At 68.7% G+C, this 23,832-nt stretch carries 22 protein-coding genes and 1 tRNA gene; 13 read left to right on the top strand and 10 right to left on the bottom strand.

What is annotated here, in order from left to right; genetic code table 11:
• The first annotated feature begins 5 nt into the window (after positions 1-5).
• Positions 6-2,183, top strand: a complete 2,178-nt coding sequence (locus tag NRB56_RS09405) for an ATP-binding protein (RefSeq protein ID WP_153340551.1) — start codon at positions 6-8, stop codon at positions 2,181-2,183.
• Between the two features lie 18 nt (positions 2,184-2,201).
• On the opposite strand, the gene NRB56_RS09400 is transcribed toward NRB56_RS09405, so the two are convergent.
• The 3 genes from NRB56_RS09400 to NRB56_RS09390 all read right to left on the bottom strand — a co-directional run bounded on the left by NRB56_RS09400 (position 2,202) and on the right by NRB56_RS09390 (position 4,717).
• The gene (locus NRB56_RS09400) at positions 2,202-3,188 is read right to left on the bottom strand and encodes a TauD/TfdA family dioxygenase (protein ID WP_194290788.1); all 987 of its coding nucleotides are present in this window, start codon (positions 3,186-3,188) and stop codon (positions 2,202-2,204) included.
• Positions 3,189-3,195: 7 nt separating this feature from the next.
• Entirely contained in the window at positions 3,196-3,441 is a 246-nt protein-coding gene (locus NRB56_RS09395; protein ID WP_227837513.1) for a cupin domain-containing protein, read from the bottom strand.
• A gap of 223 nt (positions 3,442-3,664) precedes the next feature.
• Positions 3,665-4,717, bottom strand: a complete 1,053-nt coding sequence (locus NRB56_RS09390; protein ID WP_153340544.1) for a D-cysteine desulfhydrase family protein — start codon at positions 4,715-4,717, stop codon at positions 3,665-3,667.
• Positions 4,718-5,088: 371 nt separating this feature from the next.
• Here NRB56_RS09390 and NRB56_RS09385 point away from each other — a divergent pair, with 371 nt between their 5' ends.
• Positions 5,089-5,754: a hypothetical protein gene (locus NRB56_RS09385; RefSeq protein ID WP_153340542.1), complete on the top strand. Its 666-nt coding sequence runs from the start codon at positions 5,089-5,091 to the stop codon at positions 5,752-5,754.
• A gap of 6 nt (positions 5,755-5,760) precedes the next feature.
• Here NRB56_RS09385 and NRB56_RS09380 read toward each other — a convergent pair whose 3' ends face one another.
• A complete protein-coding gene (locus NRB56_RS09380; protein ID WP_153340540.1) occupies positions 5,761-8,064 on the bottom strand; it encodes a hypothetical protein in 2,304 nt (767 codons plus the stop codon).
• 169 nt (positions 8,065-8,233) lie between these two features.
• On the opposite strand from NRB56_RS09380, the gene NRB56_RS09375 reads away from it, so the two are divergent.
• Together NRB56_RS09375 and NRB56_RS09370 are read left to right on the top strand one after the other, a co-directional pair.
• On the top strand, positions 8,234-9,418 hold the full coding sequence (locus NRB56_RS09375; RefSeq protein WP_319942768.1) for a 4-hydroxybenzoate 3-monooxygenase: 1,185 nt from the start codon (positions 8,234-8,236) through the stop codon (positions 9,416-9,418).
• Between the two features lie 14 nt (positions 9,419-9,432).
• The gene (locus NRB56_RS09370) at positions 9,433-11,100 is read left to right on the top strand and encodes a methyltransferase (RefSeq protein ID WP_153340538.1); all 1,668 of its coding nucleotides are present in this window, start codon (positions 9,433-9,435) and stop codon (positions 11,098-11,100) included.
• Here NRB56_RS09370 and NRB56_RS09365 read toward each other — a convergent pair.
• A complete protein-coding gene (locus NRB56_RS09365; protein ID WP_153340536.1) occupies positions 11,059-11,676 on the bottom strand; it encodes a TetR/AcrR family transcriptional regulator in 618 nt (205 codons plus the stop codon). The genes NRB56_RS09370 and NRB56_RS09365 overlap by 42 nt on opposite strands.
• Positions 11,677-11,761: 85 nt before the next feature.
• On the opposite strand from NRB56_RS09365, the gene NRB56_RS09360 reads away from it, so the two are divergent.
• Positions 11,762-12,655 carry an SDR family oxidoreductase gene (locus NRB56_RS09360; RefSeq protein ID WP_153340534.1) on the top strand — a complete coding sequence of 298 codons (894 nt, stop codon included), beginning with the start codon at positions 11,762-11,764 and terminating at the stop codon, positions 12,653-12,655.
• A gap of 48 nt (positions 12,656-12,703) precedes the next feature.
• Here NRB56_RS09360 and NRB56_RS09355 read toward each other — a convergent pair whose 3' ends face one another.
• On the bottom strand, positions 12,704-12,985 hold the full coding sequence (locus NRB56_RS09355; protein WP_319942767.1) for a hypothetical protein: 282 nt from the start codon (positions 12,983-12,985) through the stop codon (positions 12,704-12,706).
• Positions 12,982-13,731, bottom strand: a complete 750-nt coding sequence (locus NRB56_RS09350; RefSeq protein ID WP_153340532.1) for a TNT domain-containing protein — start codon at positions 13,729-13,731, stop codon at positions 12,982-12,984. Before NRB56_RS09350 ends, NRB56_RS09355 begins: the two co-directional genes overlap by 4 nt.
• A gap of 166 nt (positions 13,732-13,897) precedes the next feature.
• Here NRB56_RS09350 and NRB56_RS09345 point away from each other — a divergent pair, with 166 nt between their 5' ends.
• The gene (locus NRB56_RS09345) at positions 13,898-14,329 is read left to right on the top strand and encodes a contact-dependent growth inhibition system immunity protein (protein ID WP_227837457.1); all 432 of its coding nucleotides are present in this window, start codon (positions 13,898-13,900) and stop codon (positions 14,327-14,329) included.
• Positions 14,330-14,482: 153 nt separating this feature from the next.
• Positions 14,483-15,691: an MFS transporter gene (locus NRB56_RS09340; protein WP_319942766.1), complete on the top strand. Its 1,209-nt coding sequence runs from the start codon at positions 14,483-14,485 to the stop codon at positions 15,689-15,691.
• 102 nt (positions 15,692-15,793) lie between these two features.
• Here NRB56_RS09340 and katG read toward each other — a convergent pair whose 3' ends face one another.
• Entirely contained in the window at positions 15,794-18,016 is a 2,223-nt protein-coding gene (katG, locus tag NRB56_RS09335) for a catalase/peroxidase HPI (protein WP_153340528.1), read from the bottom strand.
• Positions 18,017-18,042: 26 nt separating this feature from the next.
• Complete coding sequence (locus NRB56_RS09330) at positions 18,043-18,483, bottom strand: Fur family transcriptional regulator (protein ID WP_319942765.1); 441 nt, start codon at positions 18,481-18,483, stop codon at positions 18,043-18,045.
• A gap of 107 nt (positions 18,484-18,590) precedes the next feature.
• Between NRB56_RS09330 and NRB56_RS09325 the strand changes: the two genes are divergently transcribed.
• Positions 18,591-19,436: a 3-hydroxybutyryl-CoA dehydrogenase gene (locus NRB56_RS09325; protein WP_319942764.1), complete on the top strand. Its 846-nt coding sequence runs from the start codon at positions 18,591-18,593 to the stop codon at positions 19,434-19,436.
• 161 nt (positions 19,437-19,597) lie between these two features.
• The gene (locus tag NRB56_RS09320) at positions 19,598-19,843 is read left to right on the top strand and encodes a hypothetical protein (protein WP_153340526.1); all 246 of its coding nucleotides are present in this window, start codon (positions 19,598-19,600) and stop codon (positions 19,841-19,843) included.
• A 6-nt stretch (positions 19,844-19,849) separates the two neighbouring features.
• Here NRB56_RS09320 and NRB56_RS09315 read toward each other — a convergent pair whose 3' ends face one another.
• The gene (locus NRB56_RS09315) at positions 19,850-21,040 is read right to left on the bottom strand and encodes a L,D-transpeptidase (RefSeq protein WP_153340524.1); all 1,191 of its coding nucleotides are present in this window, start codon (positions 21,038-21,040) and stop codon (positions 19,850-19,852) included.
• A 246-nt stretch (positions 21,041-21,286) separates the two neighbouring features.
• Between NRB56_RS09315 and NRB56_RS09310 the strand changes: the two genes are divergently transcribed.
• The 4 genes from NRB56_RS09310 to NRB56_RS09295 form a co-directional block, all read left to right on the top strand.
• Positions 21,287-21,359, top strand: a tRNA-Lys gene (locus tag NRB56_RS09310).
• Positions 21,360-21,511: 152 nt separating this feature from the next.
• Positions 21,512-21,718, top strand: coding sequence for a hypothetical protein (locus tag NRB56_RS09305; protein ID WP_153340522.1), 207 nt, complete (start codon positions 21,512-21,514; stop codon positions 21,716-21,718).
• A 53-nt stretch (positions 21,719-21,771) separates the two neighbouring features.
• Entirely contained in the window at positions 21,772-22,152 is a 381-nt protein-coding gene (locus NRB56_RS09300; protein ID WP_194290786.1) for a transposase, read from the top strand.
• A 578-nt stretch (positions 22,153-22,730) separates the two neighbouring features.
• Positions 22,731-23,832, top strand: a 1,102-nt coding sequence (locus NRB56_RS09295; protein WP_319942763.1) for a reverse transcriptase domain-containing protein, incomplete at its 3' end; no start/stop codon positions are given.

The following is a 23,832-nucleotide window of genomic DNA, read 5'->3' as shown; positions in this document are numbered from 1 at the left end:
CCCCCATGTCCCAGGCAGATTCGACCCAGGGCGGCAACGACGATCCACCGCGGCGGGCCGGGCAACAGGCCCATGCGGCCGACGACGGCAGGGTGTTCCAATCGGGCCGGGATCAGCACAACCAGTTCATCACCGTCGACACCGGCAAGCGGATCGTGCCCAGACAGCTGCCACCGGCGCCGTATCGGTTCACCGGACGCGCCGACGAGCTGGCCGTCCTCACCGAGATGCTCGATGAGGCCACCGAATCCATTACACCCGTGGTGATCTCGGCGATCGGTGGAGTCGGTGGCATCGGGAAGACCTGGCTGTCGGTGCACTGGGCGCACGAACACCTGGACCGGTTTCCCGACGGTCAGCTGTTCGTCGATCTCCGGGGATTCTCGCCGACCGCCGAACCGATGTCGGTCGCCGAGGCGGTGCGCGGCTTCCTGCACGCGCTCGGCGAGGATCCCACCAAACTGCCGGTCGATCTGGACGCGCAGATCGGGCTGTATCGCAGTCTGGTCGCCGATCGGCGCATGCTGATCGTGCTGGACAACGCGCGCGAGGCCCAGCAGGTTGCCCCGCTGCTGCCGGGTGGTCACGCCTGCACCGTCTTGGTCACCAGCCGGTTGCGCCTGGCCGGTCTGGTGGTCAACCATGGCGCCCGGTCGGTGGACCTGTCCGTGCTGTCCGAGGAGGATTCCCGCCGGCTGCTGGCCGGGCATATCGGCGCCGCCCGGCTCGACACCGAGCCGGAGGCCGTCGGCAGTCTGCTGCGCTACTGCGCGGGCCTGCCGTTGGCGCTCAGCATCGTGGCCGCCCGCGCGACCGCCCATCCGAATTTTCCGCTCGCCGCGCTGGCCGATGAACTGCACGACCAGAATATCCGTCTCGATTCGCTGGACGCGGGGGAGATCCCGCTGAATCTGCGGGCGGTGTTCTCGTTCTCGTATCGCGCGCTGCCCGACGACATCGCCGAACTGTTCGGGCTGCTGAGTCTGGCGCCCGGTCCGGACATCGGCTTGCCCGCGGCGGCCGAATCCGCCGGCCTCCCCATCGCCCGCGCCCGTTTCATGCTGCTCCAGCTGGAGACGGCCCATCTGGTGAGTCAGCCGGTTCCCGGACGCTTCAGCTTTCACGACCTGTTGCGGTTGTACGCGACCGAACAGGCCCGGCTGAACCTGTCCGAGGATCGGCGCCGGGCAGCCCTGCATCGCCTGCTCTCGTTCTATCTACACACCGCGCACACCGCCGAGCGGCTGCTGGACCCGCACCGGCACCCGATCGATATCGATCCACCCGCCGCCGACTGCAATCCGCTCGCACTGCCTGACCTGGCTGCGGCGGATGTCTGGTTCGAGACCGAACACGCCAATCTGCTGGCCACTCAATTGCTCGCGGGAGAATTGGGCCGCCACGATTCCACCTGGCAACTCGCCTGGTCGCTGGACACCTTCCACTACCGCCGGGGGCGGCTGCACGAATGGCGTTCCACCTGGGAGACCAGCCTCGTATCCGCCCGCGCGATCGGAGATCCCCGGGTATTGTCGCTGGCCCACCGGCTGCTCGGCGACGTCCACCTCAATCTCGGCAATCACGCCGCGTCACTTCGGGAACTCGGCGAGGCGCTGCGCGTCGCCGAGGAGGCGGATGACCGGCTCTCGCAGGCGCACGCCCACCGCATTCTCACCTGGGCCTGCGGGCGGCAGCACGACGATCGCGCCGCGCTGGAACACGCCACCGCCGCCCTGAGCCTGTATCGCGCACTCGGCGAGCCGGTCCGGGTGGCGGCGATGCTGAACGCGACCGGCTGGTTCGAATCCCGGCTCGGGGATTTCGAAGGCGCACAGCAACATTGCGAGGCGGCGCTACGCGTGTGCCGGCGCCACGACTATCGGGTGGGCGAGGCGAACACCCTGGTAAGCCTTGGCTACGTGGCGCAGCGCACCGACCGACCGGCGGATGCGCTGGCGTTTTACCAGCAGGCCTTGGCGCTGTTCCGCGACCTCAGCAGCACCTACTACCAGGCCGACACCCTGGACCGGATCGGACAGATCCACGCCGGCCAGGGCCGACCCGAGTCCGCCCGCGACGCCTGGACCGCGGCGTTGCGGATCTACCGGGAGAAATATCGTCCGGAGGATGCCCAGCGGGTCCGCGCGGAACTCGACGAACTGGGCGCGGACGTCGAGGTCTGAACGCTACGACCCGGCCGGTCAGATGTGGATCACGCGATCGCCGTCGGAGCGCCGGCGCGGTCGTGACCGCCGCAGATCGCGAGTGATGTTGATGCGCTTGACCCATCGGTCGGCGCCCCGGTAGGTGGGCACGAACGCCGGTCTGCCGTGCACCGCGCGGCGATTGTCGAGAAGCAGGAAGTCTCCCGCCCGCAGGGGCAGATCGACGAGGCTGGCCTCGACCGCGCGGCGCAGCGCCTCGACGGCCGCCCCGATCCCCTCGACATCCGGCCATTCGATGTAGTCCTGATCGAAACGCAGGAAGGGATCGCCGGGATCGCCGAACAGAATTCCGCCGAGATCGGCATCCGGCAGCGGCGACGCGTCCGCCGTGAGGTAGGACGGATCCGGCCGAAAGGTGAACACCGGCGCGAACAGCAACCGGCGCTCGTGCGCGCTGAGCCGGCCGGCGTCGAGCGCACCGACGGTGGTCGTCACCCCGGACGTATTGCGAACACAGAACAGGCCGAGATAATCGGCCCGATAGGGATGGAACGAATCCTCGGTGTGCCAGTTGATGTGCTGCCGGCTGCCCGTGCCGAAGCCGAGGGCCTCGTGCTCGGGCCGCGGCGCCAGATCGTGTACGACCGATCCCTCGTGCTGGAGCCGCCAGCCGAAGATGTCACCGAGACACGAACCCAGCAGCACCAGTACGACTTCGAGCCGGATCTCGTCGAAGGCCTTGTCGCGCAGTCGGTTACATACCGTCGGCGACGGACCCATCCGCGCCTCGTCGATCGGAAGGCCACGGACCAGGCAGGCAGGCCGGTCACCGTCCCGGAAGCCGCGCAAGAAACCGCGCAAGCCGTGCGGCAACGCCGGTGCGTGCCCGGCGATCCGGGTGAGAAAGTCGGCGTCGTCGATATCGCGACCGGTTCCGGCCAGCGACGCCGCGAGCCGGCGCAGAAATTCGATCTCCTCGATGGACAGTCGATATTCCATCACCGTCGGTGCGGTTCCCGGCATATTCGCCTCAGGGTAGGTTCGGTGGTTCGATCCGCGGCCACCACACCGAGAAGAATGCCAGATCCTCCGTGGCGCCGGTGTTGCTGAAGACATGTTCGACATTGCGCGGCAGGAAGATCATGTCTCCCGCGCGAAGCGCGGTCCGTTCCGATCCCGTCAGGAGTTCTCCGGAACCGCGGTAGACGAATGCGACTTCATCCTGATTGTGACTGTCCGGATCGGATCGCGCGCCCGCCGCGATGCAACAGTTCATCGCACCGAACGGCGGAAGTCCGGCTTCCGGCCACGGGAACACACTGTTCTCGGCACAACCGTGCGCGGGACTTCGATTCGGGAGACTCTTGTGCGCGACCACACCCCGGACAGGTGACTCACCGGCCATACGGCAATTCTCACCCATGGCCGGTAGTCAGTCAATTGCCAAAGCGCGCAGGATCTTTCGCCACACGGTTGCCGTGCCAGGCGCGCGCCGGCCCTCAGCCCGCGGTCTGTTCGATCAACTCCGGGACGTAGCCGAAGAGGCCGGGGAGACCGCCGGTGTGCAGGAACACCACCGACTCGGAATCCGAGATCTCGCCGCCGCGAACCGCTTCCACGAGGGCGGCGGCCGCCTTACCGGTGTAGACCGGATCGAGCGTGATCCCTTCGGTACGGCCGAACAGGCGGACCGCGTCCCACATCGCCGCCGTGGTCACCCCGTAGCCGTCACCGACCGCGCGATCGGTCACCTGCACATTGATGGCGGGTGGGTCGACCCCGATCAGTTCCGACGCATCGCGGACCAATCGGTCGACATCGGCCCGGCACTCGGATTCGGTGCCCGACACCGACACCGCGTCCACGGTCACCGGCCATCGGAGCAACCCGCTGCCCAGGGCGAGGCCGGCCACCGTGCCGGCACTGCCGATGGCGCACACGATGCGATCCGCCCGCTCGCCCATCAGCTCGAGTTGCCCGGCGAGTTCGACGGCGGCCGTGAGATATCCGAGCACGCCCACGGCATTGGAGCCACCGACGGGAATCCGGACGACCTCGCGCCCCTGTGCCTTTGCTGCCGCGACGATGCGATCGGCGGTCGCCTCCGCCTGCGTGTCGTCGTCACACACGTGCACGTGGGCGCCGTAGATCCGATCCAGCGCAACATTTCCGGATTGCTCGTAGGCCTCGCCCGCCTGCGGGGCGACCAGCGCGTCCGAACCGGCCAGCCGGGTCACCTGCCGGGTCAGCACCAATTCGCAGCGCAACCCCAGGCGCGCGCACGCCGCCGCGGTCAATCGGCCGTGGTTGGTCTGTACCCCACCGAAGGTGACGATGGTGTCGGCGCCCTCGGCCACCGCGGCACCCAGCAGGAACTCCAGTTTGCGCAACTTGTTCCCGCCGACGCCGAGTCCGTTGACATCGTCACGCTTGACCAGGACGCGGGGTCCGAGCACCTTGGTCAGCCGCGGGCACTCCTCGAGCGGCGTGGGCCAATTGCCCAGTGCGACACGGGGAAATCGGGACAGATCGACTGCGGGTGGTTCAACCATGATGGCCTCCTCGGGAAAAGATGACAGGCGGATCTCCCGAACACGGTTCGACAGCAACGCATCCGGGAGAAATTTCCGAAATCGGGCAACACCGCGCGCACCTGCGATCGAGGCAACGACGCGCGAAAGAGAATACGCACGACAGCAGAACCAGGGGGACCCGGTGAGTCGCACGAGGGAATCGGAGCGAAGGCTCGACGCAATCGAGCTCCATCGATCCAGCTTGGCACACCGATATGGTCGGCAAAACCCCGCCGGCCACGAAAATCCCGATGAATCGGACCGCGGCCGGCGACCGTTCCATTATCCGGATGATTGCCTGATGAGATCCGAGGGGCCACCATCATGGCACCAGGATCGAAAGGCGCGCCATGAAACTGATGTATGCCCTGTGGGGCGAGGATCTGGAGACCACGTTGCACGGGTCCGCGTTGCATCGCGGGCTGGCCGACGCCGGGGCGAGGGCCTTGCAGGTCAACGTCTCCGATGCCGATGTCGCGGCGGCGCAGACGCGGATCAGTACCGGGCCGGAGCCCGTCACGGCGATCATCAGTGTGTGGTGCGCCGACCATGCCGTGATCACGAAACTGTTGTCCGCCACCGCGGATCGGCTCGCGGGGTGGATCGTGGACGAGCGGGTGCCGCTGCCGCCGCCGGTGACCGGGAACGGGCAGCGGTGCGACGCGCTGGCCAATATCGCGTTGCTGCGGATCCCGGACGGGATGAGCCGGCACACCTGGCTGCGGACCTGGCACGACAACCACACCGCCGTCGCCATCGAGACCCAGGCCACCTTCGGTTATGTCCAGAACACGGTGGTCGAGCCGGTCACCGACGGGCCCGCGGTCGCCGGGCTGGTCGAGGAGCTGTTCCCGATGGCGGCGATGACCGATCCGCACGCGTTCTGGGGAAGCGGTGGGGACGACGACGAGTTGCGGGGGCGGGTCACCCGGATGTTGCGCAGTGTCGCCACCTTCGGCGCGGACCGTGATCTCGACGTCGTCCCGACGAGCCGATACACCTACGACCTGGGCTGAGCTCGTTCAGAAGGCCGGGATGGTCTTGGCCGGAGTGAACCGGCTGGTGCCCGCCCAGTATTCCGGTAGCGCCATCTTCCGCAGCGTCTCGGCGGCTGCCGGTAGGTCGCCGGCCTGTGCCGCGGCCAGATATTCCCGGCTGAGGTGGACGTTGAGGAATCTGTTCAGCATCGCGGCGCGGTCCGCCGAAACCGTGCCCGGCAGACCGGGAATGGTGGTGGCGGCGCCGGTGGCGACCTGGTCGATGGCGTCGTGGAGCGGCTTCGCCGGGGCCGCGAAATAACGGTGCAGGAAGGTCTGCTCCGCGGGGGTGAAGCGCGCGAATTGCAGCTCGGGATCGGCGAATCGGTCGTTCGCCAGCCGATGGGCGGTGCGCTGGAACAGCGCCAGATTCGCCGGGGTGCGGCCGAGTTTCAGAATGTTCAGGGAGGCGATGGCCTCGCCGAGGTAGCGGTCGCCGTCCCACATGTTCGGGGCCCAGCCGGTGCGGTGACGGTAAGCCTCGATGGCGGCGATCCGCATGCTCTTGTCCGCGAAACCGGCTGCGGCGAGCGCTGATTCGACATCACCGAGGTTGCCGCCGCGATCGATCACGCGGTCCACCGCCACGGCGGCGCCGAGTGCGGTGTGGCCGTGCTCGGCAGCGGCGGACCGGGCCGAATCGAGGACCTGTTCGCGGGTGCTGTAGTAGCTCAGCATCCAGCCCCGCCGGCCGGCCTCGGCACTGGTCTCCATGTTCGCGAGCTCCGCCTGCTGCCGCAGCCGCGATCGCGAGCTGAGCGGAAAACGCCTGCGGCCCATCAGGTATTCGGTCACCGGGCTAGCGTTGAGGGTGTTCACCGCGGCGAGGGCGGTGAGCAGGCGGCCCGAGCCCGAGGAGGCGGCGCCCGCCGCGGCCATCGACGCACCGGCGGGCGCGGGCGCCTGCCCGGTCGCCAGCACGCTGCCGAGTCGATCCGTGATCCGGCCGCCCTGCGCCGCCACCGTGCGTCCGGCCCGGCGCAGCAGGATCACCCCGACGATCATCACCGCGCCACCGATGAAGATCACCGCCACTCCGTGGCCCTCGGCCTGCCGGAACACGTCGTCGAGCACGAGTGAGTACACCGCGAGATAGACGGTGAACGCGACCATCTTCGCGGCCGCGACGAACACGTCCACCACATTGCGGACGAGGAAGACCTGCGTCGGCCCGTAGACGAAACCACCTGCGGCGAAACCGAATATGCTCAGGAAGCCGTGATAGATCGCCTCCGCGGCGGCCACCACGATCTTGCCGGCCAGGTAGACCCCGAACACGAGCAGCAGCCCGCCGAACAGCAACAGCAGCAACCCGGTGCAGATCTGGCCCGCGTTCGGATTCTCGGCCTTCGCGTAGGCCGCGGCGTCCCCGCAGCGCCGCATCCCGGCGGTGATCCGGTCGTCGCTGCCGGCCGCCACCCCGGCCGACCATTCGGCGCGGCAGGCCGGCGAATCGTCGACGACGTGCCCGAAGTTCCACACCTGCAACGGATGTCGCACGAAATTGTCGGCGAGCGTACCCTGCATGCCGGCCGCCACCGATGCCGGATTCGGATCGGCGTCCCCGTTGAGGCCCGCCGCCACGGCCAGCCCGACATCGCGCCCCTGCACCACGAGCCCGTCGCCGGACAGCACATCGGCCAGCGGATGGGCCAGGCACAGCACCCCGCCGACCGCCACGGCCAGCATGGTCACGATTTGCAGTGTGGCCTTGGCGATCTGGCCGCGCAACACGAACCAGCCGACGAAAAACGCCCCGGCGGTCGCGGCCACCAGCAGCAGCGCAGTGGTGGCCACCTGTCCGGCGAGGGCGTCCGCGGCGCCGCTCAACGGTTGCGCCACCAGGTCCAGCCAGCGGAAGCTGATCGCGTATCCGATCAGCCAGATCGCCGTGACCACCAGCGCCATGAATCCGGCGAACTCCAGGTCCAGCACGGTCGACAGCACCGTATCGGAGGGATGCAGCAGGGAACCGTGGTCGGTCGCGAACACATAGTCGGACAACGCGATTCCCGACGAGTCCCGCACGTTCATCCAGGAGATCGCGTCGATGGTGGTGGTCCCCGCGGCGTCGGTGCGCGTCGCCGCGCCGGCCATCCCCGCGGCCGGCGCGAGCGCGGACAGCATCGCCAGGCCCGACATCAGCCGGACCGCGACCCGGCGGGCCCGGGTGGCGGTCAGCCACTCGGCGGCACGCCGCCACACCACCCGCGGCCGCCATCGCGCCGCATCCCCGAACAGGGCAGCCTGCCCCGCATCACCCCACGCCGATCGCCCGAATGACCGCATCGGCCGAGGGTACGGTCGCTGCTTTCGGTGAAACACCATTGCGCGCAGCATGATTCATAGCGCGTTCACATCCGCGCCGCCTGCCGGACATGTGTTGCCTGCGCCACAGATTCGCCGACACGCCTGGGTTGATCTGACAAACCACCACAGTTGATCTAGGTTTCGAATCGTGCGCGCCGATGGCAGTACCCACACCACTGCGGTTCTCATCCTGGGCGCAGGTCCCGCCGGTCTCGTCCTCGGCAACCTGCTGCGGGCGGCCGACGTCGAGTGCGTCATCCTGGAGCGGCGCAGCCGGGCCCATATCGAGCAGCGCGCCCGGGCCGGATTCCTGGCCCCGGAGAGTGTCGCGGTGTTGCGCGAGCACGGTCTGGACGCCGGACTGCGAGCCGGCGGGCAGACCCACGGCATCTGTGAATTCCGAAGCGCGGCGGGTCGTTTCGAACTGAACTACGCCGAGCTGGGGCGCGGCGAGCCACATACGGTGTATCCGCAGCAGAATCTGGTCACCGACCTGGTCGCGGAGTTCCTCCGGCGCGGCGGCGATCTGCGCTTCGAACTGACCGCCGAGCAGATCCACGACCGCTTCGGCGACCGGCCGCTGGTTCAGGCCCGGGATGCCGAGGGCCGCGAACATCGTTTCGCCGCACGGTATATCGGTGGATGCGACGGCGCTCGCGGCCTCGCCCGCCGGACGGTCACCGTCGCCCGGACGGTGAACGAATACGACATCACCTGGCTGGCGCTGCTGGCCCAGGCCCCGCCCACCACCTCGACGGTCGTCTACGGGGTGCACCCGGACGGCTTCGCCGGGCAGATGCCGCGCAGCGCCGAGATCACCCGCTACTACCTGCAGTGCGCTCCGCACGGCGACGCGCTGAACTGGGAAGAACCGCGGATCTGGGCGGAATTGGCCCGGCGGCTCGGCGCCGACCGCCACGGGCCGCTGCGCGAGGGCGCGATCATCGAGCGCAGCCTGGTGCACCTGCGGTCGGAGATCCTCGACCCCCTCCAGGAGGGGAAGCTGTTCCTGGCGGGCGACGCGGCCACCTCGATCAGTCCGTCCGCGGCCAAGGGCGCGAATCTGGCCGTCCTCGGCGCCCGCGCCCTGGCCGAGGCGTTCACCCGCGCGGTCCGGCATTACGACCACACCGCACTGGACCGCTACTCCGCCGATCTGCTGCCGAGAATTCTCCGTGCGCAACAGTTCTCGAACAGCATGATCGAGTTGCTGCACCCGCCGACCGGCCCCGCGGCCGCCTTCCGGCGGGATCTGCAGCGCGCGCAACTGCACAGCCTGGCCACCTCGCGCTCTCATCGGGACTTCTTCGCGGAAAGCTACGTCGACATCTGAACCCAGGAGGGCGCATGACCCGTTCGCTGGCACTATCGACTCTCGACCCCGCCGACCTGGATCAGGTGGACGCGGCCGTTCGATTCATCCGAACCCACGACAGCACACGGGTACTCGCCGCCCTGGTGCCCGATCTGACCGAGGCCCAGCGCGTCGCCGTGGCCGCGCACTGCCGGCTCGCGCACGCCGCGGTCCTGGTGTTCCCGCCGGATCTGGCGGCGCTGGACGAGGCGCTGGCCGCCCATCGGGTCACCGCCCGGCCGCCGATGCCGAGTGTCGTTGTGCGGCAACGGCTCGCGGCCCGGCACGGCCTGCCCGCGGCGGAACTGCCGGTATCGATCGTGCGGGCCGGGATACCCGCCGCCGACGGAACACCGTGCGAGGTGGAGATTTTCGCTCTGGTCGACGGACCCGCACAGGTGGCGGCGGCCGAGCGCGACGCCGCGCACGAGAACCATGTGGCGCTGGCCACCGGTCCGATCGACACCGTCACGCTCACCGGATTGCGGGCGCTGCTCACCGGGCCCGGCCGAATGGGCAGCGACGGTGGCGGTTACAACGAACACGAGAACAGCACCGTGCTGTACTTCGCCGGCACCGGGCACGCCCGCGAAGCACACCGGCGCCTCGAGTTGTTCGTCGCCGGTCACCATCCGGAGGTGCTGGCCGCGCATCTGGCCGAGACCACCGATCCGGCCACCCGGCTGCTGCGGCTGCTCACCGGCGCGTGGGCCACGCAGGCGCTGGCCGCCACCGCCGATCTGGGCATCGCCGACCGGCTCGCCGCCGCACCGGGCAGCGCCGCAACGGATCTCGCGCGGCACACCGGCACCGATCCGGACGCGCTGGCCCGGCTGCTGCGGTATCTCGCCGATCTGGACGTGGTCCGGCCGGCCGGTGACGGCTGGGCGCTGACCGATGTCGGCGCCCCGCTCGCCACCACCGCCGAGCGGTCGCTGCGGCCGCTGGCCCGGCTCTACGGTGGTTACTTCTACGAATCCTTCGCCGAGCTGGGCTATTCCGTGCGCACCGGGCGCACCGCCTTCGATCATCACTTCGGGCAGCACCATTTCGACTATTTCGCCGCCGAACCCGATCGCGCGGCGATGTTCGACGACGCCATGGCCGCCGGCGCCGCGATGTTCGGCCGCGTCGGCAAGCTGCTCGACTGCGCCGGCGCGAACACGGTGGTCGATGTCGGCGGCGGCAACGGCGAGCTGCTCGCCGGTGTGCTGCAGGCGAATCCGCAGTTGCGCGGGGTGCTGTTCGAGCGGGCCGTCACCCTCGAGCAGGCGCGGCCGGGACTGCGGGCGGCGGGGCTGCTGGAGCGCTGCGATCTGGTCCCCGGTGACTTCACCACGACGGTGCCCGGCGGCGGCGACATCTACCTGTTGTCGCGGGTGCTGCACGACTGGGACGACGAGCAGTGCGCGACGATCCTGCGGCGCTGCGCGAACGCGATGCCCGCGCACGCCGATCTCTACATCGTCGAGCGCCTGCTGCCCGAAACCGGTACCGGCTCACTGGCTCCGGCGTGGGATCTGCACATGCTCTGCAATGTCGGTGGGCGCGAACGCAGTTACGACCACTACGGCACGCTGCTCGCCGCGGCGGGCCTGAAACTGGTGGGCCAGCGGCGGTTACCGCTGGACTTCGCGCTGCTGCACGTCGTCCACGGCTGACCTGGCCGCGGCCGCGGTCAGTCCGGACAGTTCGGTGAACACGTCGGCCTGGATGTCCGCGAGGGAGCGCTGTTCGTCCTCGCGGAGCCACAGCCCGAACGACAGCGCGAACACCGTCATACCGGATTCCGCCGCTAGACCCGCCGGCAGTTCGCCGACGCCGCGATCGCGCAGGGCGGCGGCGACCGTGGTGGCCAGCGTGGCCAGCTTGTGTAGTTCGCGTTCCCGCAGGGCCGCGTTCCGGTCGATGATCGCCTGCCGCGTCCGGGAACGCGCGCGGCGTTCGTCCGGGAAGAATTCCGTCGCCACCCGGCGCAGGGCGACCATGACGATCTCCAGCGGACCGGCGTCCGCGGGCGCGGCGTCCATCCCGCTCAGGAACGCCTGCTCGAGCCGCTCCTGACCGTGGAACAGCGCCTCCCGCTTGTCGGCGAAGTGCCGGAAGAAGGTCCGCTCGGTCAGGCCCACGGACTGGGCGATCTCGGTGGCGGTCGTCTGCTCGTAGCCGCGGCTCGCGAACAGTTCGAGTGCGGCCTGTTGCAGCCGCTCCGCGGTCCCGGGTTCCCAACGCGCCATGCCGACGATTCTAGGTGATGACAGCGACTGACTTCGGGTGTAGGTTGATGTCTGTCACTGACATCAGTCGAAGGAGAAACTCGTCATGCGCGTTTTCGTCACCGGAGCCAGTGGATGGATCGGCTCCGCGATCGTCGACGAACTGCTCGCCGCCGGGCACGAGGTCACCGGCCTGGCCAGGTCGGAGGCCTCGGCCGCGGCCCTGGCGGCCAAGGGAGCCCTGGTCCGCCGCGGCGATCTCGACGATCCGGCCGGCATCCGGGCCGGCGCCGAGGCCGCCGAGGCCGTCTTCCACCTGGCGAACAAGCACGACTTCGCCGACCCGATCGGCACGGCCGCCGCCGAACGCGCGGCGGTGCAGGCCATCGCCGACGCCCTCGCCGGCTCGGGCCGGCCGTTCCTGCTGGCATCGGGCACAGCCGGGCTCGCCCAGGGCCGGCCCGCCACCGAGGCCGACCCGAGCCCGTTCCACGGGCCGGATGCGCCGCGCGGCGGCACCGAGAATCTCGCGCTGGAGTACGTCGACCGCGGCGTGCACAGCGTGAGCCTGCGCTTCGCGCCGACGGTGCACGGCCTGGGTGACCACGGCTTCATCTCGGTCCTCGCGAATATCGCCCGGCAGCGCGGCGTCTCCGGTTACCCCGGCGACGGCGCCAACCGCTGGTCCGCCGTGCACCGCACCGACGCCGCCCGCATGGCGGTCCTCGGCCTGGCGAAGGCGCCGGCCGGATCCCGCCTGCACGCCGTCGCGGAGGAGGGCGTGCCCACCCGGGAGATCGCCGAGGCGATCGGCCGCGCCCTCGACCTGCCCGTCGCCGCCGTCGCACCCGAGGACGTGGCCGGCCACTTCGGCTGGATCGGCCGCTTCTTCGCCGCCGACGGCGCCGCGAGCAGCGCCGTCACCCGGGAACTGCTCGGCTGGACCCCCACCGGCCCGACCCTGCTCGAGGACATCGCGGCGGGCGGATACCCGGCGTGACGCTCCGGCCGAAGGCTCCGGAAATGCCTGCGGCGCCGGAGCTTTCGGTCAGGTGGCGGTCCTGCGGTTGAGGATGTCGGCATGCAGCAACCGGCCGCCGAGCAGGCGGAGGGCGGCGGTCCGGGTGGCGGCACGGCCGAGTTTCTCGGTGCGCGAACCGTGTTCGTAGTAGAAGACCTCGTACCAGCCGTCCGCGGCGCGCAGGATGCACCAGCTCTGTTCGCGGACAGCGTTTTCCGACACCAGCCGGCCCGGCACGTCCACCTTCGAGAAGAGGGCGAACTGACTCACCGGGTCCTGCGGGGGCAGTTGCTCACCGAGCGCGGTCACAGCGGCAGTTCCTCGACGAATCCGGCGCCGGCCAGATCGATCACCGGTGTCATGGTGCGGTGCTGGATCGCGCCGCCCGGGCGGCCGAACCAGGGCGCGACCGTACCGGTCCACACCGGTACCGGTTGCAGTACCCGCCAGCGCCGATAGCCCGACTGCGCGTAATCGATGGGCAGCGACCGGGCGCCGAACGAGGTGCCCGCCTCGTACAGGACCCGGGTGAAGGTGGGCCCGAACGAATCCAGGACGCTGCCGGCGTCCAATCGCGCCGGCGCCCGGTCCGACGGGGTGGTGAACCCGTCCGGATGCCGGATCGCGTCCGGCCAGATCAGCCGGCGCTGCCCGATCGGCAGCGCGCGATCCTCCGGAACCACGAAGCGCCGGATCCACTCCGGTTCCGGCAGCCGGCCGAACACCGAATCGCTGTCGTCCGCGAGCAGCCGCTGCACCGCCGGATGCGCGTAGGACGCCCCGCCCAGCGCGTTGCGGACCCCGTGCCCCGGTGGCACCGGCTGCAACCCGGTCAAGCCGCCGCCGATGACCCCGAGAAATCCCAGGCACGCGCTACTCATCGAGGCATACACGCACAGATCCTGTTTCGCGCCGCGCTCGAACCGGCAGACCTCGAAGTTCCCGTCCGCGGCGGGCACCAGACAGTAATGGCCGTCGGCGTACCGGCCGATCGAGGCGACCGAATCGGGCACCCCGAGCCCGCGCAGGATCAGGCCGAGCTCGTCGAAATCCATCAGAGCCTCTCGTCACGCGGTACCACCCGAACAGAACCGGTTCGACTGTAACGAGCGAGCGGCGGCGGCGAATCGTGTGCGAGTTCTTCGCCGACGCCGGCCCGCTGCCCTGGTGATCGGTCCGGCGGGTACCGTCGAAGAGGGGTTGCAGAACGGCGAGGACAGTATGAACACCATCGACCTGGGGAGTTTGACGCTCGAGGATCTCGACGGCGAGACCAGGCCGGAACCACCGGCCGGGGCGTCGCGGGAACAGCAGGCGGTGCACACCCTGCGGCAGACACCGATCCGCGCGCTGGGCGCGGAAGAACTGTCTGTGCTGCTGCGCCAACGGGAGAGCCTGGAGTCGGTGGTGTCCTGGGCGCTGACCCTGCTGGAGCAGGACCCGCTCACCGCGGGCGACTTCCTGCCCGGCGGACTCCTGGTCGCCCTCACCGATATCCCGCTCGAATTCTGGTACGGCAACGCGAATTCCACCGCCCGGCTGCGTATTGTCACCGAAAACCTTTCGGCGCAGGACGATCTCGCCACCTACCTGCCGGCCGACCACGAAGTCTGGCGGCAGCTCGAAGCTCTGCGGAAGGCCGAGATCCTGTAGAACCCGGGTCCGCCCGACTCGGCGACCGCGGCCGATCCATCCGATGGATGGCGGGTATAGCGAATTTTGGGTTCCCCTCACCCGGGCCGTTCCGACACGCTGTGAGCCACGCCATGTTGTGGCCCAGTTCACTCGTTGTACCGAAGGTGTCTCGTGTCGGAAATCCAAGTCCCCCTCGCCGCGCCGCAAGCCCCCGCCGCCGGACGCCCGCAGTTGGCGCTGCTGCTGGCGGCGAGCTGCATGCCGGTACTCGGCGCCACACTGCTCGCGCCGGTGTTGCCGCAGGTGAAGGATGCCTTCACCGGGACCGCCGGGGTCGAGGTCCTGACCCCGCTGATGTTGTCGGCGCCCGCCCTGCTGGTCGGTCTCACCGCGCCGTTCGCCGGATTCGTCGCCGATCGGGTCGACCGCCGCCGGACGCTGCTGATCGCGATGATCTGCTACTCGGTGGTCGGCACCGCACCGCTGTATCTGCCCTCGCTGCCGGCGATCGTGGCGAGCCGGGTACTGCTCGGCCTGTGCGAGGCGGCCATCATGACCAGCTGCACCACGATGATCGGCGACTACTGGTCCGGGCCGCGCCGCGCCCGGTACATGGGCCTGCAGACGCTCACCACCGCGATCGCGGCCACCGTATTCCTCGGCGCCGGGGGCGCACTCGGCGGCGCGGGCTGGCGCACCCCGTTCTGGCTGTACCTGGCGGCGGCGCTGCTGGCCGTGCCGATGGCCCGGATCTTGTGGGAGCCGGCACGTTCCGGTCCGCGTTCCGCGAAACTGGTTGCGCTGCCGTGGCGGCAGCTAGCCGCGCCCTGCCTGGTCACCCTCTTCGGCGGAATCCTGTTCTACGCCTTGATCGTCGAGCTGTCCTTCGTTCTCGACGACGCCGGGGTCGGCTCGACCGCCGCGATCGGCGGCATCAGCGCCGCGATGTCCCTGGCCACCGCCATCGGCGCGGGCCTGTTCGGCCGCCTCTCCGGGTCGACCGCCGCCCGGCTGGTGCCGATCGAATTCGGTTGCACCGCTGTCGGTCTCGGAATCGTGGCCGCGACCCACGCGGTTCCGGTGATCATCGCCGGCGCGATCGTCACCGGATTCGGCACCGGGCTGATGTTGCCGACGCTGCTGGTGTGGGCGGTCAACCGGCTCACCTTCGAGCAGCGCGGCCGCGGCACGGGCCTGTGGACCGGCACGCTGTTCCTCGGCCAGTTCGCCTCGGCCCTGGTCGTCGCCGGGCTACAGGCGGGCACCGGCGGACTGGCGACCGGCATCGGCGCGCTGGCCGCGATCACGGTCCTCGTCACCGTGCTGCTGGTTCCGGCGCTACGCGGCGCGTCCCGGCCGCTGCACCTCACCCACGACTGACGCGAAACGATTCTCGCCGCACCCCGGATTCGCGGGAAGCGGCGAGAATCGTTGCACAGCAGACGGTTCCGGCCGGGACGGACCCGGCCGGACCGTGCGCGATCACTTCAGGTCGTACCGGTCCAGGTTCGAGACCTTCACCCAGGCGTCGACGAAATCGCGCACGAACTTCTCGTGCGCGTCGTCGCTCGCGTAGACCTCGGCCAGCGCCCGCAGCTCGGAATTCGAGCCGAAGACCAGGTCCACCCGGCTGCCCGTCCAGCGCACCGCGCCGGCGGCGTCGCGACCCTCGAACGTCTCCGCCTCGTCGGTGACCGGCGTCCAGGTCGTGCCCAGTTCGAGCAGGTTCACGAAGAAATCGTTGGTCAGCGATCCCGGCCGGTCGGTGAGGACACCGAGCGACGAGTCCTGGTAGTTCGCGCCGAGCACGCGCAGGCCGCCGATGAGGACGGTCAGCTCGGGGGCGCTGAGCGTGAGCAGGTTCGCCTTGTCGATCAGCAGGAACTCCGCGGGCAGGCGCAGGCCCTTGCCGAGGTAGTTACGGAAACCGTCGGCGGCCGGCTCCAGCGCCGCGAAGGACTCGACATCGGTCCACTCCTGGGTGGCGTCGGTGCGGCCCGGGGTGAACGGCACCTCGATCTCCAGACCGGCGTTGCGCGCGCCCTGTTCGACGCCCGCGGCGCCGGCCAGCACGATCACGTCGGCCAGCGAAACCTGCTTACCGGTGTGCGAAGTGTTGAACGCCTGCTGAACTCCCTCGAGCGCACGCAGCACCACGGCCAGCTGATCGGGTTCGTTGACCTCCCAGCCCGCCTGCGGCTGCAACCGGATCCGCGCACCGTTCGCCCCGCCGCGCTTGTCGCTGCCGCGGAAGGTCGAGGCCGACGCCCAGGCGGTCGAAACCAACTGGGACACGGTCAGTCCGGAGTCGAGGATGCTGCGCTTCAGGCTCGCCACATCCTCGGCGTCGACGAGCTCGTGCTCCACCGCGGGCAGCGGATCCTGCCACAGCAGAACCTCATTCGGCACCTCGGGGCCGAGATACCGTGCGAGCGGGCCCATGTCGCGATGGGTCAGCTTGAACCAGGCACGAGCGAAGGCGTCGGCGAACTCGGCCGGATTCTCGTGGAAACGCCGGGAGATGGGCTCGTAGATCGGGTCCTGGCGCAGCGCGAGGTCGGTGGTGAGCATCACCAGCGGATGCTTCTTCGACGAATCGTGCGCGTCGGCCACGGTGGCCTCGGGATCGACCGGGATCCACTGCCACGCCCCGGCGGGGCTCTTGGTCTGCGTCCACTCGTTGCCGAACAGGGTGTCGAAGAAGCTGTTGTCCCAGGCGGTCGGGGTGGGCGTCCAGGTGCCCTCCAGGCCGCTGGTGATCGCGTCGGCGCCCTTACCGGTGCCGAACGCGTTCTTCCAGCCGAGACCCTGCGCCTCCAGCGGCGCGGCCTCCGGTTCGGGGCCGACCAGGTCCGGGTCACCGGCGCCGTGAGTCTTGCCGAACGAGTGGCCGCCCGCGATCAGCGCGACGGTCTCCTCGTCGTTCATCGCCATCCGGGCGAAGGTCTCCCGGATGTCGACGGCGGCGGCCAGCGGATCCGGAGTTCCGTTGGGGCCCTCCGGATTCACGTAGATCAGGCCCATCTGCACCGCGGCGAGCGGGTTCTCCAGTTCGCGGTCACCGGTGTAGCGCTCGTCGTCGAGCCAGCCGGTCTCCGGGCCCCAGTAGACGTCCTCCTCGGACTCCCACACGTCCGGGCGGCCGCCGGCGAAACCGAAGGTCCGGAATCCCATGTCCTCCAGCGCCACGTTGCCCGTGAGGACCAGCAGGTCGGCCCAGGACAGCGCCTGGCCGTACTTCTTCTTGACCGGCCACAGCAGCCGGCGGGCCTTGTCCAGGTTGGCGTTGTCGGGCCAGCTGTTCAGCGGCGCGAACCGCTGCTGACCGGCGCCGGCGCCACCGCGGCCGTCGCTGATCCGATAGGTGCCGGCGGCGTGCCAGGCCATCCGGATCATCAGCGGGCCGTAGTGGCCGTAGTCGGCCGGCCACCAGTCCTGCGAGGTGTTCAGCACCGCGGCGATGTCACTCTTCACCGCGGGCAGGTCCAGGCCGTTGAACGCTGCGGCGTAATCGAATTCGCCGCCGAGCGGGTTCGCGACGGCCGGATTCTTGGCCAGGATCTTCAGGTTCAGCCGGTTCGGCCACCAGTTCTGGTTGGCGCTGCCCTGGGTGGGGTACGGCGCCCGGGACGCGACCGGGCAGCCACCCGAGGTCTCGGCCGGTCCCTCGGCGATGATGTTGTGATCGGTGTTGCTCTCGGACAATGGAATTCCCTTTCACACACAGTGGATCAACGGCTGTCGGGAGTCGGCAGCAGAGCACAGGCGGGACACCGGCCCCAGTAGATGACCTCGGCCTCGTCGATGGTGAAGCCGCTGCTGTCGGCGGCGGTCAGACAGGGTGTCGCGCCGACGGCACAGTCGACATCGGCGATGGCGCCGCACACTCGGCACACGACATGGTGGTGGTTGTCCCCCACCCGCGTCTCGTACCGTGCGACGGAACCCGTCGGCTGGATGCGGCGCAGCAGACCGGCGCCGGTCAGCGCCCGGAGTACGTCGTATACGGCCTGGTGGGACACCGTTTCCAGGGCCTCGCGGACGAGGCCGATGAGGGTGTCCGTATCGGAGTGCGGATGGTCGTGCGCCGCGGCCAGCACCGCCAGTCGCGGTGCTGTCACACGCAGAGCGGCCGCCCGGAGCATCCGCTCGAAGTCCGACACAGTGGACACATTCAGAAGTATGACTCATTCCAGACTGGATGGGGCGGGATTCCGGCGAATCACCCCCCGCCGATAGGCTCGGCCCAGAGCATCCCACGAACGAAGGAGCGGCAAGCGTGGATCGCATCGGAGTCATCGGCGGCGGCACGATGGGGGCCGGGATCGCCGAGGTCACGGCCCGGAACGGCGGTAACGTGCTGGTCCTCGAGCGCGACCGGGAGGCCGCCGACGCGGCCGTCGCGCGGATCGAGACCTCACTGGCCCGGGCCGTGAAGTCCGGCCGGCTGGAACAGGCGGCCGCGGACGAGGCGCGCGCCCGGATCACCCTCACCACCACGATCGACGATTTCGCCGACCGGGAACTGGTGGTCGAGGCGGCCCCCGAGATCGAGTCGCTGAAGACCGAGTTCTTCGCCAAGCTCGACGCGCTCGTCGCACCCGAGACCATCCTGGCCACGAACACCTCCTCGATCCCCGTGGTCCGGATCGCCAACGCCACCACCCGCCCCGAACGGGTCCTCGGCATCCACTTCTTCAACCCGGTGCCGGTGCTGCCGCTGGTCGAGATCGTGGTCAGCCTGAAGACCGACCGCGCGGTGGCCGACAAGGCCACCGCATGGGCCCGGGACACCCTCGGCAAACGCACCATCGAATCCAAGGATCAGGCCGGGTTCATCGTGAACGCGCTGCTGATCCCCTACCTGTGCTCGGCGATCCGCATGCTGGAAACCGGCTTCGCCCGCGCCGAGGACATCGACGAGGGCATGGTGTCCGGCTGCGCCCACCCGCAGGGCCCGCTGCGGCTCACCGACACCATCGGCCTCGATGTCACCCTCGCCGTCGCCGAATCGCTGTACGAGGAGTTCCGCGAGCCGCACTACGCACCCCCGGTGTTGTTGCGCCGCATGGTCGAATCGGGCTACCTCGGCCGGAAGACCAAGCGCGGCTTCTACACCTACTGATCCGATCCCACCGCCGCCACCACTGAATCCGTTGGCACCGAGCGGATTTGTGGCGGCGGTGGCATCCGCCCGCGGCCGCTTGTGAAGATCACCGAAACATCTCCCGGCACATCCGATTTCCGTAGACTCGTCACGAACTCCCGCCGCAGAAAGTCGTGACCGTGAATCGACATGCCCTCACCGCCGCGTTCGCCGGCGCCCTGCTGCTGTCCGCGACCGGCGCCGCCGCCGGTGCGGCCATCCCGCTGGAGCCGAGCACCACGCCCAACTCCGAGGCCCCGGCGTCGAGCAAGCCCGCGGCCCAGGATGTGGTGAGCACCGGTTCGGCCGCCGGTCAGGCCTTCTGCGTCATCTCCGGCAGCGCGATCTCACTCCTCGGCAGCACCCACCTCTCCTGCACGCCCTGACCCGCGTCACCGATTGTCGGCGTTCCCGGCCTTCCATTCCGCCCAGGGAATGTTCCAGTCCCCGAGTCCGTCCACACCCGACAACGTATCGCCGGACGTGTTGCGCACCACGGCGACATCACCGCGCTTGGCGTTCTCGTAGACCCAGCGGGCATCCTCCGGGCTGAGATTCAGGCAGCCGTGACTGGTGTCGTAGGACCCCTGCGCGCCCACCGACCACGGCGCCGAATGCATGAAGGTCCCGTTGTACGACATCCGGGTGGCGTAGTCGACCGGCGTCCGATACCCGTCCGGGGAGCTCGACGGAACCCCGTACGTCGACGAATCCATGATGATCTGCTCGTTGCGGTCGGCGATGATGTAGATGCCGTTCTCGGTGGGGGTCGAATCCTTGCCCATCGAGGTCGGCATGGTCCGGATCACCTGCCCATTGCGTTCCACCACAACGGTTTTGGTGGAATCGTCGGCATTGAAGAACGTCGCCTCGCCGACGGTGAAGGCGGAATGGACGTCCCCGTCCACCACCACTCCCTCGCCGAGACTCTTCCCGTAGCCGTTCACATCGATGGTCACCTGCGTGCCCGGCGCCCAGTAATGCTCGGGCCGCCACCGCACCTCACGATTGTTGATCCAATAGAACGCCCCCTCGACCGGCGGCGTAGTGGTGATCTTCACCAGATCCTGCGCCGCCTTGCGATCCGGCACGTTCTCGTCGAATCGCAGCGCGACCGGCTGCCCCACCCCCACCACTTCCTCGTCGTTCGGATCGAGGTAAGGATGGGTCTTCACCCGCGGCGTGAGTGTGGCGAAATTCATGTTCGAGGTGGTCTTACCCCCCAACCCCACCGCCTCGGCCCGCAGCCGATAAGCGGTCGAGAAATCCAGGGGCTGGGTGATCTCCCAGCTGTGCCCGTCGGGCGTCAACTGCCCCGGCACCACGGTCCCGTCCGCCGCGGTCAGACTGACCGACAGCAACGTCCCATCCTCCACCTGCACCTTGACCGGAACACCCGGCGAAACTTCCAGGTCACCGTCCTTGATCGGCACGGCGACCTTCGGTCTTATCTGCTCCAACGCGGAATGCACCTGCCCCGCCGGCGACGCGTCGTGCAACCGGTCACACCCGACCGCAAGCAACGCCACCAGCGACACCGCGGTCAGCGACCCCAGAGACCGCCCACCTCGACAAATGCTCATATCAGCCCCGTTTCCATGTCTGATGTGCGACTCGGACCACTCCGGTCGCAGCTCGGGTCAGGGATCGGACGAGAGCACGCGCGCTGCGCTGATTTTGCCAGCCGATCAGCACGAAGACGACAATCAGCCCGAACTGGGCCCACAACCGTTACTTCACACCCCCCACCCCCGCTGAACAGGCGATTTCACGTTCGGCAGGTGATCCTGTTATCGTTTCCCTCGCGCCGGAAACGGCGCCGACACCAAGCGCCATTAGCTCAATTGGCAGAGCAGCTGACTCTTAATCAGCGGGTTCGGGGTTCGAGTCCCTGATGGCGCACCTAGCGCGTTCCGGCTGTTCATTTTCGAAATGAACGGCCGGGCGCTGGCGCCCATGCTCTGCGGTGGTCATCCCCGCATCCTAACCGATCCCCGTCGGCACAAAGCACACCGTCACACCCTCTTGCCGTCTACGGCACAGGGGGTTTCGTCGTGAGCGCATCCGGCCACGCCACCCCCGCCGAACTTCTCGACGCTGTGTACTACGCGTCGACCGTGATCACCATCGGCCCGGACCCCGACCGGCCCGGCCACATGCGAGTCCAGTCGTTCCACTCCGACGACGACCTGGTTCCGGCCAGGGTCACCGCCGCGAAGCTTCGTGAAGCCGCAGAAGACCTGGAACGGGGTGCGCTGTGATGAACCGTCACGGGTTGGGGGCCGCTTCTTCCTAGTGGAAGATGGTTCCCATCATGTCGAAGCGTTACCCGCCCGAGGTTCGGGAGAAGGCTGTACGCCTGGCTCTCGAGCGTCTCGATGAGTACGGATCCCCGTATGCCGCCGCGCAGGCCATCGCCCCGCTGGTCGATGTGCACTACGAGACACTGCGGATCTGGATCAAGAAAGCCCTCGATGAGGGCGCGCGACCGGGCAAACCGACGAGTTCGGGTCTGTCGCCGGCCGAGCGTGACGAGTTGCGGAAACTGCGGAGAGAAGTACGAGATCTGAAGCAGGCCAACGAGATTCTCAAGCTGGCGTCGGCTTTCTTCGCGCGGGAGCTGTGCGCCACGAGGCGCTGGGATAGTCGAGAGGTGGTGAGAGGCCGTCTCCCTCGGGTCGTCGCAGCGGCTTGAGTGAAGCCTGGGGGCAGCCTGGTCCGGAGGAACGGCCGGTTCGGGTGGCAAGCGGCCCCGACGAGGGCGGGTCGCGCTGGAACTGCCAGACGGTGCGGGCCCGTTGGGCGAGGTCAGAAGGTGCAGCGTGAGCGAACCAGTGGTCGAAGCTCCGTAACAGCGAAGCCGGCTCCAACCTGGCGGATGTGGGCCGGTGTGCAGTGCTCGGAACTCTCTAGCTCCAAGGGTTTCGGCTCCGAAACCGTGTATCTCGTGCGGTGAGGTGGCCATGGTGAAGGTCTGCGGCGTAGCCGTGGCGGTGCTGCCGGAGTAGAGCTGGGTGCCTCCCTGACCGATCGATTACCTGGTGAACGTGGGAACCATCGTGCGGGACCGTGGATTTCGTTCCGGATAGCCGATCCGGGCGGGATCGGGAGACTTGTTCCGGTCGAGGACCGTAGCGGTGGGGCGGAGGCCCCGTAGTAGTCGCGGGAGTGACGACCCGCCGTGGAGGCCGCGAGAAGCGGCCGCAGGGCGAAGGGGGTCAGCGAGACAAGCGGTTTCATGGACTGGAAGATCAGGAGGAATGTGTGTCGCCGGTGAATACCGACGATCCGGAGGTGGTGCTGTTGCAGGCTCGCCGACGGGTACTGAATATCCAGACGAAGCTGCACCGTTGGGCCTGCGGCGATCCTCGTCGCCGGTTCGATGATCTGTTCAACCTCGTGTGTGATCCTGCGTTCTTGGTGGTGGCGTGGGATCGGGTGAGCGGGAACACCGGTGCCCGGACTGCCGGGGTGGATGGGCGAACAGCCTTGTCCGTCGCGGTGTTCGAGGGGGTCGGGGACTTCCTCGGCCAGTTGCGTTCGCAGGTGAAGCAGCGCAGCTTCCGCCCGATGCCGGTGCGTGAGCGGATGATCCCGAAAGCCGGTGGCAAGTTGCGCCGGTTGGGGATCCCGACCGTGGCCGACCGGGTGGTCCAGGCATCGTTGAAGTTGGTGCTGGAGCCGATCTTCGAGGCGGATTTCCTGCCGTGCTCGTATGGTTTCCGGCCCAACCGCCGGGCGTGGGACGCTGTGGCTGAAGTGCGCTATCTGACGACCCGGCCCCGGAATTATCACTGGGTCGTCGAAGGCGACATCAAGGCGTGTTTCGACGAGATCGACCACCCCGCTCTGATGGAGCGGGTGTGCCGGCGTGTCGGAGACAAACACGTTCTGGCGTTGGTGAAAGCGTTTCTGAAGGCGGGCATCCTCACCGAGGAAGGCCGGTTGCAGGACGCGACTGCGGGTGTCCCGCAAGGCGGGATCCTCTCGCCGCTGCTGGCGAATATCGCGTTGTCGGTGCTGGACGAGCATATCGCCCAGGCGCCCGGCGGCCCGGCCGCCGGCAAGGTCGAACGGGCCAGGCGCCGTCGCCGGGGACTGCCGAACTATCGGCTGGTCCGCTATGCCGACGACTGGTGCCTGATGGTGTCGGGCACTCGTGCCGACGCCGAAGCCCTGCGTGAGGAGATCGCCGGGGTCATGACGGCGATGGGTTTGCGCCTGTCGCCGGAGAAGACCCTGATCACCTGTCAATGGCCATTTGTGAGTCGCCGCTGGTGGCCGGTGGGAAGTCCCCACCCCCCGGCGGGGGTGGGGGTGGTCAGGTCAGGGGTGGTCACCTGCTTTCGTGCGGTGTTTCATGCGGTAGGAGTCG

The sequence above is a fragment of the Nocardia aurantia genome (genome assembly GCF_009604425.1).
Classification (GTDB): Bacteria; Actinomycetota; Actinomycetes; order Mycobacteriales; family Mycobacteriaceae; genus Nocardia; species Nocardia aurantia.
Note: the sequence above shows the minus strand (reverse complement) of the source record. Positions and strands in the feature narration are given on the sequence as shown.

What these genes read in the sequence shown, in the direction of transcription:
- NRB56_RS09380 (WP_153340540.1), bottom strand. Translation starts at nt 8,064, where the DNA reads ATGCGGTCATTCGGGCGATCGGCGTGGGGTGATGCGGGGCAGGCTGCC.
- NRB56_RS09315 (WP_153340524.1), bottom strand. Translation starts at nt 21,040, where the DNA reads ATGAGCATTTGTCGAGGTGGGCGGTCTCTGGGGTCGCTGACCGCGGTG.
- NRB56_RS09365 (WP_153340536.1), bottom strand. Translation starts at nt 11,676, where the DNA reads ATGGCGCGTTGGGAACCCGGGACCGCGGAGCGGCTGCAACAGGCCGCA.
- NRB56_RS09400 (WP_194290788.1), bottom strand. Translation starts at nt 3,188, where the DNA reads ATGCCGGGAACCGCACCGACGGTGATGGAATATCGACTGTCCATCGAG.
- NRB56_RS09345 (WP_227837457.1), top strand. Translation starts at nt 13,898, where the DNA reads ATGAACACCATCGACCTGGGGAGTTTGACGCTCGAGGATCTCGACGGC.
- NRB56_RS09350 (WP_153340532.1), bottom strand. Translation starts at nt 13,731, where the DNA reads ATGGATTTCGACGAGCTCGGCCTGATCCTGCGCGGGCTCGGGGTGCCC.
- NRB56_RS09405 (WP_153340551.1), top strand. Translation starts at nt 6, where the DNA reads ATGTCCCAGGCAGATTCGACCCAGGGCGGCAACGACGATCCACCGCGG.
- NRB56_RS09360 (WP_153340534.1), top strand. Translation starts at nt 11,762, where the DNA reads ATGCGCGTTTTCGTCACCGGAGCCAGTGGATGGATCGGCTCCGCGATC.
- NRB56_RS09300 (WP_194290786.1), top strand. Translation starts at nt 21,772, where the DNA reads ATGTCGAAGCGTTACCCGCCCGAGGTTCGGGAGAAGGCTGTACGCCTG.
- NRB56_RS09385 (WP_153340542.1), top strand. Translation starts at nt 5,089, where the DNA reads ATGAAACTGATGTATGCCCTGTGGGGCGAGGATCTGGAGACCACGTTG.
- NRB56_RS09390 (WP_153340544.1), bottom strand. Translation starts at nt 4,717, where the DNA reads ATGGTTGAACCACCCGCAGTCGATCTGTCCCGATTTCCCCGTGTCGCA.
- NRB56_RS09370 (WP_153340538.1), top strand. Translation starts at nt 9,433, where the DNA reads ATGACCCGTTCGCTGGCACTATCGACTCTCGACCCCGCCGACCTGGAT.
- NRB56_RS09395 (WP_227837513.1), bottom strand. Translation starts at nt 3,441, where the DNA reads ATGAACTGTTGCATCGCGGCGGGCGCGCGATCCGATCCGGACAGTCAC.